The 8510-nt window shown below is 60.8% G+C and carries 8 protein-coding genes; 2 read left to right on the forward strand and 6 right to left on the reverse strand.

Annotated elements, in window-relative coordinates:
* Nucleotides 1-88 precede the first annotated feature (88 nt).
* The 5 genes from CXF87_RS10940 to CXF87_RS10960 form a co-directional block, all read right to left on the reverse strand.
* Nucleotides 89-1579 carry a tripartite tricarboxylate transporter permease gene (locus tag CXF87_RS10940; protein WP_101146659.1) on the reverse strand — a complete coding sequence of 497 codons (1491 nt, stop codon included), beginning with the start codon at nucleotides 1577-1579 and terminating at the stop codon, nucleotides 89-91.
* Between the two features lie 4 nt (nucleotides 1580-1583).
* Nucleotides 1584-2072, reverse strand: a complete 489-nt coding sequence (locus tag CXF87_RS10945; protein ID WP_101146660.1) for a tripartite tricarboxylate transporter TctB family protein — start codon at nucleotides 2070-2072, stop codon at nucleotides 1584-1586.
* Nucleotides 2073-2084: 12 nt separating this feature from the next.
* Complete coding sequence (locus CXF87_RS10950) at nucleotides 2085-3026, reverse strand: tripartite tricarboxylate transporter substrate binding protein (protein WP_332870638.1); 942 nt, start codon at nucleotides 3024-3026, stop codon at nucleotides 2085-2087.
* A 101-nt stretch (nucleotides 3027-3127) separates the two neighbouring features.
* Nucleotides 3128-4714, reverse strand: coding sequence for an aldehyde dehydrogenase (NADP(+)) (locus tag CXF87_RS10955; protein ID WP_101146661.1), 1587 nt, complete (start codon nucleotides 4712-4714; stop codon nucleotides 3128-3130).
* Nucleotides 4715-4756: 42 nt separating this feature from the next.
* The gene (locus CXF87_RS10960; protein WP_101146662.1) at nucleotides 4757-5890 is read right to left on the reverse strand and encodes an iron-containing alcohol dehydrogenase; all 1134 of its coding nucleotides are present in this window, start codon (nucleotides 5888-5890) and stop codon (nucleotides 4757-4759) included.
* 118 nt (nucleotides 5891-6008) lie between these two features.
* On the opposite strand from CXF87_RS10960, the gene CXF87_RS10965 reads away from it, so the two are divergent.
* Nucleotides 6009-6980 carry a LysR family transcriptional regulator gene (locus tag CXF87_RS10965; RefSeq protein WP_101146663.1) on the forward strand — a complete coding sequence of 324 codons (972 nt, stop codon included), beginning with the start codon at nucleotides 6009-6011 and terminating at the stop codon, nucleotides 6978-6980.
* A 12-nt stretch (nucleotides 6981-6992) separates the two neighbouring features.
* Here CXF87_RS10965 and CXF87_RS10970 read toward each other — a convergent pair whose 3' ends face one another.
* Nucleotides 6993-8033, reverse strand: coding sequence for a zinc-dependent alcohol dehydrogenase family protein (locus CXF87_RS10970; protein WP_101146664.1), 1041 nt, complete (start codon nucleotides 8031-8033; stop codon nucleotides 6993-6995).
* A 234-nt stretch (nucleotides 8034-8267) separates the two neighbouring features.
* Between CXF87_RS10970 and CXF87_RS10975 the strand changes: the two genes are divergently transcribed.
* On the forward strand, nucleotides 8268-8510 hold a 243-nt coding region (locus CXF87_RS10975), incomplete at its 3' end, for a transposase (RefSeq protein ID WP_442906360.1).

The following is an 8510-nucleotide window of genomic DNA, read 5'->3' on the forward strand; positions in this document are numbered from 1 at the left end:
TTAAAGACAGGGTTGACGAGCAGTGTGTACATTGTTTTTGTAGTTTCTTTGATGGCCTGAACACCTCCTTTAGTGCGCTGTTTATGCGTTAACGCGGGGCCGTGGCCCATCGCGTTAAACGTATCAACGACGGCAACAGCCAGATCATGATCACCAGCGCGCCCAGGCTGGCGCTGATGGGCCTGGAGAAGAAGGCCAACAAATCGCCATTGCTGCGGATCATCGCGCTCATGAAGCTCTTCTCCAGCATCCCTCCGAGCACCAACCCAAGAATGATGGGCGCTGCCGGAAAGCCTGCGCGCCCCAAACCGTAGGCCGCGACCCCAGCCCCCAGCATGAGCATGACATCGACCGTCGAATTGTTGATGGAGTATGCCCCGACAATGCAAAAGGCCAGCACGATAGGCATGACGATTCGGGTGGGGGTGGCGACGAACCCTTTGCCCAGGCGAATGGCGACATATCCCACGGGCAACATCACTAAGTTGGCGACGATGAACACCATGAACAGCGCATAGACCATGCTGCCCCCCTCCATGAAGATGGCGGGCCCAGGGTTCATGCCCTTCATGTACAGCACGCCGATGACCACGGCAGTAATCGTGTCGCCAGGAATACCGAAGACCAGCGCCGGAACCCAGGAGCCACTAACCGCGGCATTATTGGACGAGCTGGTTTCCACGATGCCTTCCGAGTGCCCCGAACCGAACTTTTCTGGCGTGCGCGAAAACTTCCGACTGACGGCATAGGAGACCCAAGCGGCAATGTCGGACCCCGCACCGGGCAACACCCCGATCAAGCTGCCCGTGCCGCTACCGCGCAGCACGGATTTCCAGTACTTGCGTAGCGAAGGCTTGACCTCACCGAACACGCTGCCGGTGTCTTTCACCGTCACCGCCTGCGTATCGGCGGGCTTGGCGGTGAACCTCATGACTTCGGCAATCGCAAAGAGGCCGATCATCACCGGAATGAAATTGACCCCGCCCATCAGGTCCGTCACGCCGAACGTAAAGCGCGGCGACCCCGTAGTGGAATCCAGCCCCACCGTCGCCAGAGAGAGTCCGATACACAGCGATAGCACGGCTTTCAAGTGCGAACCCGGCGATATGAAGACCGCACAGCTCAGGCCCAGCAGCGCTAACCAGAAGTACTCGAATGCACTGAAATTGAGCGCGAACTCTGCGAGAGAGGGGGCCACGAAGATCAGTACGAGGGTGCCAACGATGCCGCCCGTGACGGAACACACCAGGGCAATGCCCAGGCACTCGCTGGCCTTGCCTCTTTGCGAAAATGCATAGGCTTCATCGACATAAGCTGCGGAAGAAGGCGTGCCGGGAATGCGAAGGTAAGCGCCGGGAATATCGCCGGCGAAGATGGTCACCGCCGCAGTGGTGACCATCGCCGCAATAGCGGGGATAGGCGCCATGAAGTACGTGACCGGCACCAGCAGCGCCACGGCCATGGTCGCCGTTAGTCCGGGAATGGCACCCACGAACATACCAAAGGCTGCCGCCGCCAGAATCACGACCAACGTTTGCAGATTGAAGACCAGTTCGGCACCACTAAGAATAGCGTCCATACAATTATCCGTTAACGAGCGTGCCCAGGGGTAAAGGCACCCTGAGCATGTAAACGAAAGCGACCCAGATCGCTGCCGCCGTCAGCAGTGCCATCACCAGCGCCAGCCAGGGCCGCACGCCGCTCACTAGCATGAGCAAGGCGACCAGAAGCGCCAGCGTCAGAAGCGCCCCCAGAGTGTCGGCCAATAGCAAATAGCCAATGACCAGCCAGACGGGTAGGAACAGACGATGAAAGTTCAAGGCTGTCGCTTTGAGGTTCACTGGGCGAGAAACGGTGAAGCACTGCATGACGGGGCGAAGGTTGGCTAACGCCAGCCAGGCGCCGCCCACGACCATGGCATAGCCGATGATAAGCGGGAACAGCGCGGCGCCGTAGCGCTGGCCGGGCAAGGTGGGAAAGCCTTGGGCCTCCATGACGATGAAGAGGCCCAACGCCGCCACCACACCCCCTGAGAAACACTCACCGAGCGTTTGCGAAGAGCGATTGAGCATGGCGACGATACCCTAGCGTTTGAGCCCGAGATTCTCTACGACATTGCCCATCAGGGCGTCGGTCTCTTGCATGAAGTCCGCAAAGTCGGCCGAATCACGCCATACCGCGCCGAACCCCTGCTGCCTCATGAAGTCTTGATAGATATCGCTTTCAGAGGCGTTCTCCAGCGCGGCTTCTAGTGTTGCGACGACCTCCTCGTCCATGCCCGCAGGCCCGCCAATGCCACGCCACTCGCCAAGGGTGTAATTGGAATTGATCTCTTCTTTCAGCGTGGGAACGTCTGGAAAAACGGGGTTACGCTCAGGGGCCATGATGGCGAGGGATTTGACGCGTCCGGCATCGATCATGGCGCGTGCTTCGGGTACTGACGTAGGCGCGATATCGATACCGCCGGCCACCAGATCGACCATAGCAGGAGCTGCCCCTTCACTGGGAATCCAGCGCACGGCGCGCGGATCGATCTCCTGGTCGACCAGCATCCCCCCAAACGACACGTGCCAGATACCGCCCTGGCCGACGCCAGAGGCTTTGAAGGTACCCTCTGGTTGGGAGCGAATGGCCTCGATCAATTCGCCCAAGCTGGCGTAGGGCGATTCGGCGCTGACCTGAACCCCCGCATAGTCATAATTGACCTGGGCAATAGGGGTAAAGTCTGTGTAATCGAGCGCCGTCAGGCCTTGCCAGTGCATCATGCTGATCTCGCCGGTCATCATGCCGATGGTGTAGCCATCCGGGGCCGCATTGGCAAGCACGGTATGACCCACGACGCTGCCGCCACCGGCTCGATTGACCACGTTGACCGGTTGGCCGAGCTCCTGCTCGAGCGCCACTGCAATCGTTCTTGCGATCGAATCGGTGCCTCCTCCGGCGGCCCAGGGGACGATCATCTGGATCGGGCGTTCAGGATACGCTGCATGCGCATGAAGCGCCGATAAGCTTAATGGTAAAATCAAGGCACTTAGCGTGATACGTTTTAGAGTTGGCGTTTTGAACATCATTTTTATAGAACCTATGTTGTTTTATTGTGGAGATGTGCTGCGCGTGAACCGGCGTGCTAACCGAGTGAGTCTCGGCTGAGCTGCCCGTTGACCAAGCGCGTCAACCCTAATGGATTGGCGTTTTGCAGGGCGCTCGGCAGGAAGGCATCGGGGTAGTTCTGGAAGCAGACGGGGCGTAGATAGCGGTCGATTGCCAGCGTGCCGACCGAGGTTCCCCTGGCATCGGAAGTCGCTGGATAAGGCCCCCCGTGAACCATCGCATCGCACACTTCCACCCCCGTGGGATAGCCATTGAGCAGCAGGCGCCCGGCGCGATGTTCTAGCTGCGTCATCATCGCCGCGTGGGCGGAGAGGTCTTCCGGCTCGGCCTGCAGGGTGATGGTCAACTGCCCCTGCATGATCTCGAAATAGCGCGCCAGCGTTTCGGTATCCGGTACCGTCACGACGATGGTAGTCGGCCCAAAGACCTCGTCTTCCAGCGGACGATCCGACCTAAAGAGAGCATCGGGCGTCGCGCGGAACAGCTGCGCCCGTGCACGACCCGGCCCGGCAGTGCCCCCGGTGAGCTGAGTGACTTCGGGCAGCTCGGCGAGCCGCGCGACGCCCTGCTGATAGTGCTCCAGGGTTTGACGGTTGAGCATGACCTGCTCATCGGCACTCGCCAGGGCGTCGCCCAACGCGGCAATGAACTGCTCCGTTTCCGGGGAGTCCACCGCCAACACCAGCCCGGGGTTGGTGCAGAACTGGCCGCACCCCAGGGTCACCGACGCCGCTAGCTCAGTGGCGATGCGCTCACCTCTTTCTCGCAGCGCCGCCGGCATCAGCCAGACAGGGTTGATGCTCGACATTTCGGCAAACACCGGGATGGGCTCCGGGCGTTGCGCGGCCATATCACACAGCGCCCGCCCCCCTGACAGCGAACCGGTAAAACCCACCGCCTTGATACCCGGTGCCTGTACCAGGTCTTTACCGACCCCACTGCCATAGATCATGTTGAACACGCCTGCAGGCATGGCGGTGCTGCGTGCCGCTCGCTCGATGGCCTGTGCGACCCATTCGGCGGTCATCATGTGGCTGGAGTGGGCTTTGACCACGACGGGACAGCCAGCGGCCAGCGCCGAGGCGGTATCACCCCCCGCCACGGAAAACGCCAGCGGAAAGTTACTCGCCCCAAAGACCGCCACCGGCCCAAGCCCCATCTTGACCTGACGTAGGTCGAGACGCGGCATGGGCGTGCGCTCGGGTAGCGGCAGATCGATGCGCGCGCCCAAAAAGTCGCCTCGACGCAACACCTCGGCAAACAGTCTTAACTGCCCGCTGGTACGTCCCCGTTCACCGTTGATACGGGCAGCGGGTAGTGCCGTCTCACGCACGACGTCATTGATGAAGTCATCGCCCAGCGCGTCGAGCTCGTCGGCAATCGCCTCCAGAAACAGCGCCCGCGCTTCTGGCGAGAGCTGTCGAAAATCTGGGTAAGCCTCAGAGGCGGCCGCTACCGCCTGCTCGACCTCTTCCACCGTCGCCTGAAAGTAGGCCAGATCATGGTGGCTACCATCCGCGGCGGCGACGCTGGCCAGCGACGCTTGGCCCTGGCCGCTGCGCTCGCCGCCAATGAACTGCTGGCCGGTCAACGTGGTACTCATACTTTGCTCTCCCGATGGTTCAGAGGAATCGCTCGCCGAGGTTTACAGCGAACATTCGAGAAGGTGGCGGTAGTCGTTGGCGCTGGCATCGATGGGATTGGTCTTGTGGCTATGATCCGCCAGCGCCCCCTTGATGATGTCGTCGAACATGGCCGAGGTAATGCCGAGCTCGCCCAAGCCAGTGGGTAGGTTCAAACGCTTAGTCATTGCCTGCATGGCGGCCGCCACGTCCTGGCCCGTTGGCAAGTTCATCGCCTGCGCCATCCGCGCCAACTTGTCCTCCTTGATCATCGTGTCGGCCTGGGCGTTGAAGCGGATCACCGCAGGCAGCAGGATGGCGTTCAGGGTGCCGTGGTGCAGCGACGGATTGAGTCCACCCAGCGAGTGGCTCAGGCTGTGCACGCAGCCAAGCCCTTTTTGAAAGGCCAGCGCGCCCTGCATGGAGGCACTCATCATGTTCGTGCGCGCCTCGCGGTTGCCCGGCTCGCTGACCGCTGTTTCGATATGTGCCCAGGCGCGCCGCAAGCCATCCAGGGCAATGCCATCTGCCGGAGGATTGAACGAGGGAGCCATGAAGGTTTCCATGCAGTGCGCGATGGCATCGATGCCCGTCGCAGCAGTCATGCGGGCAGGTAAGCCAAGCGTCAGCTCGGGATCGCAGATCGCCAGCTTGGGCACCACGTGGGGCGACAGCACGCCCACCTTGCGGCCATCGTCGAGAATCAGAATGGCCCCACGACCGACTTCGCTGCCGGTGCCTGCCGTTGTCGGAATGGCAATCACCGGAGCGGTTGCCGACGTGATCCGTGACATGCCGCCTTCGATGACGGCGAATTGGCGCAGCGGTCCGGGATGCGCCACGCTCACCGCCACCCCCTTGGCCAGATCGATGGGCGAACCACCGCCCAGCGCGATCACACCATCGCACTGCTGGGACTGGTAAAACGCCACCGCCTCGCGTACCGCGCCCTCGTTCGGGTTGGGCGGCGTCTTGGTAAAAACGGCGGCGGGATGATCCAGGACACGCTGAATCCGTTCCAGCAGCCCCGCTTGTTGAATACCCTCATCTGTTACAATCAATGGGCGATGGATGCCCAGGCGGTTGCATTCGTCTTGCAGTAGCTCGACGCTGCCGTCGCCGAACTGAACTTGGGTCACGTAATTGATCAGTGCCATAGCGTGTTGTCGTCTTTGTTAATTATTCGGAAATAGAGAGTGACTTTCTGCATTGACTATATTCACGGGGCCCAGCGCTGGATAATGACAACCTCTGATAGCGGTATAACGAAAATTCATGTCTACACTAACGTCGATCATCTCCCGCCTACGCATGCGCCACTTGCGTCTGCTGATTGCCTTGCATGAACATGGCACGGTGCAGAAAGCGGCCGAATCCGTGGCGCTGACCCAGCCTGGGGCCACCAAGGCTCTCAACGAAATCGAAGCCATGTTGGACGTTCAGCTGTTTCAACGTACCCATAAGGGGCTGGAAACGACGGACATGGGACTCTGTGCGGTGCGCTATGCACGGCTGATCAATACGGACCTAGCCCACTTTCATGAAGAGTTGGAAAGCATGCAGCAGGGCCGGGGTGGCCGACTGGCGGTGGGCTTGATCATGGGGGCCGTCCCCCTGATTTCGGCGGCATTGTCAAGGGTTCGTAGCCTGCAGCCAGCAATCTCCATCGAGATAGTCGAGGATACCAGCGCACGCCTGCTCAACTTACTTGACCGCGGTCGACTCGATGCCGCCATCTGCCGGTCGCGAGTCAATCAAAGGCCGCACCTGTACACCAGTCTGGACATCCACGAGGAGGAGCTGGCGGTCATCTGCCACCCTGACAATCCGCTCGCTCAGCGCTCAGCGCTGACATTGATCGATTTAGCCAACACCTCGTGGATCGTGTATCCCGCCAACATGCCGATGCGGCTGCTGCTGGAACGCGAGTTTCACGAGGCCAAGATACCGTTTCCGCTCTACCCTATCGAAACGGCTTCTGCGTTCACGAGCATTTCGATGCTTCGCCATGACCGGGCATCCGTCGCGCTCATGTCCGTCGATGCCTCGACTCCCTTCGTCGACGCTGGCATGGTTTACAGGCTACCCATACGTTTACGCTCACGTAGCGAGCCCTACGAACTGGTCACCCGCAAAGGGGCTAGCCTGTCGCCCGCTAGCCAGCTCTTCATGAAGGAAGTCGCGTTAGTCGGTAATTTGAATGTGGATGCCGACACCCATATCGAAGAATTACGTGGCAACAGCTAGCGGAGCATCGGCTCAAAACTCCGTCACCACGGTGACCCCCACGCCTTCGAACTTATCCATATCGATCAACGCCTGCACCGACTCCTCCAGCGTGATGCGGCGGCCAATCAGCCGCTCGGGCGCCAGTTTGCCCGACTGGATCATCGCCAGCATGTCGCCGTAACGGTGCGCCTGCATGCCGTGGCTACCGAGAATTTCCAGCTCGTTGGCGATCACTTTGCTCATCGGCACGGCGGGCGTACTGTGGTCCGCCAGCATCAGCCCCACCTGGACATGCTTGCCGCGCTTGCGCAAATTGCTGATGGAGTTGAAGCAGGTGGTGGGATGGCCCAGCGCGTCCAGCGAGACGTGCGCACCCCCTAGGGTGATCTCGGCCACCGCCTCCACCACGTCGGCCACCTGATTGGCATTCACCGTGGCCACCGCCCCTAGCTGGCGCGCCAGTGCCAGGGCCTGCTCGGAAATATCCACCGCCACCACGTTCGCGCCTGCCGCGCTGGCGATCATGATGGCCGACAGCCCCACGCCGCCGCAGCCGTGCACGGCCACCCACTGACCCGCCGACACACGGACCTGGCCTACCACCGCACGAAAAGAGGTCACGAATCGGCAGCCCAGGCTGGCGGCGGTATCGAACGTCAGGGTGTCCGGCAGCGCGACCAGATTCACATCGGCGTAGTGAATGCTCACATACTCGGCAAACGAGCCCCAGTGGGTGAACCCTGGCTGAAACTGGTGATCGCACACCTGATGGTGGCCTGCATGGCACTCCAAGCAAGTGCCGCAGCCGCCCACGAACGGCACGGTCACACGATCCCCGACCCGCCACTTCGTCACGTCCTTGCCCACCGCCTCCACCACGCCGGACAGCTCGTGCCCCGGCACATGGGGAAGTCGGATATCCGGGTCGTGGCCCATCCAGCCGTGCCAATCACTGCGGCATACGCCGTTAGCCATCACCTTGACCACGACGCCGTGGGGTTCGGGAGTCGGATCCGGCACCTGCTGAATAGTGGGCGGGGTAGAGAACTGCTCGAATACGACGGCTTTCATGGGCCACTCCTGAACGTTTAGGCTGCGGATTCGCTAACACTACTATAGCGAGCCTGGTCTGAAATGAGCTTTCCATATCGTGGACAACACTCATCAATGTGAAGCACTCTTTCTCTTTATAGTGTTGAGCCCGGCTTATTCATGAGGCCGGCCCGAAAACGAAGATAGCGGATGGTATTCTCTTGAAAATTCAGTGTGTTCCGCCAAGAATCTGAACCAAGAGAGCCATCCGCTATGGATGAAAGCCTATCCACCTGGACGCCCTCATGCAACGGCGCTGTCCGTGTTGAGCTGAGCGGCCAGCGCACTACCAGCGACAGCGGCGCTCTGCTGTTGCGTGAGGCCCTCGACAACAGCGGCGTGATTGAGGCGCTGGAAGACAATCTGGTCGATCGACGCCACCCGCTGCGCATCCTTCATTCGCTGGCCAGCCAGTTGCGTACCCTGGTGCTGCAGCGTGCGATGGGCTGGATCGAC

This window comes from Halomonas sp. MES3-P3E, from assembly GCF_002836035.1.
Lineage (GTDB): Bacteria > Pseudomonadota > Gammaproteobacteria > Pseudomonadales > Halomonadaceae > Vreelandella > Vreelandella arctica.

Bases quoted from the DNA above. Each gene is read 5' to 3' on its own strand.
- CXF87_RS10940 (WP_101146659.1), bottom strand. From the start codon at position 1,579: ATGGACGCTATTCTTAGTGGTGCCGAACTGGTCTTCAATCTGCAAACG.
- CXF87_RS10945 (WP_101146660.1), bottom strand. From the start codon at position 2,072: ATGCTCAATCGCTCTTCGCAAACGCTCGGTGAGTGTTTCTCAGGGGGT.
- CXF87_RS10955 (WP_101146661.1), bottom strand. From the start codon at position 4,714: ATGAGTACCACGTTGACCGGCCAGCAGTTCATTGGCGGCGAGCGCAGC.
- CXF87_RS10960 (WP_101146662.1), bottom strand. From the start codon at position 5,890: ATGGCACTGATCAATTACGTGACCCAAGTTCAGTTCGGCGACGGCAGC.
- CXF87_RS10965 (WP_101146663.1), top strand. From the start codon at position 6,009: ATGTCTACACTAACGTCGATCATCTCCCGCCTACGCATGCGCCACTTG.
- CXF87_RS10970 (WP_101146664.1), bottom strand. From the start codon at position 8,033: ATGAAAGCCGTCGTATTCGAGCAGTTCTCTACCCCGCCCACTATTCAG.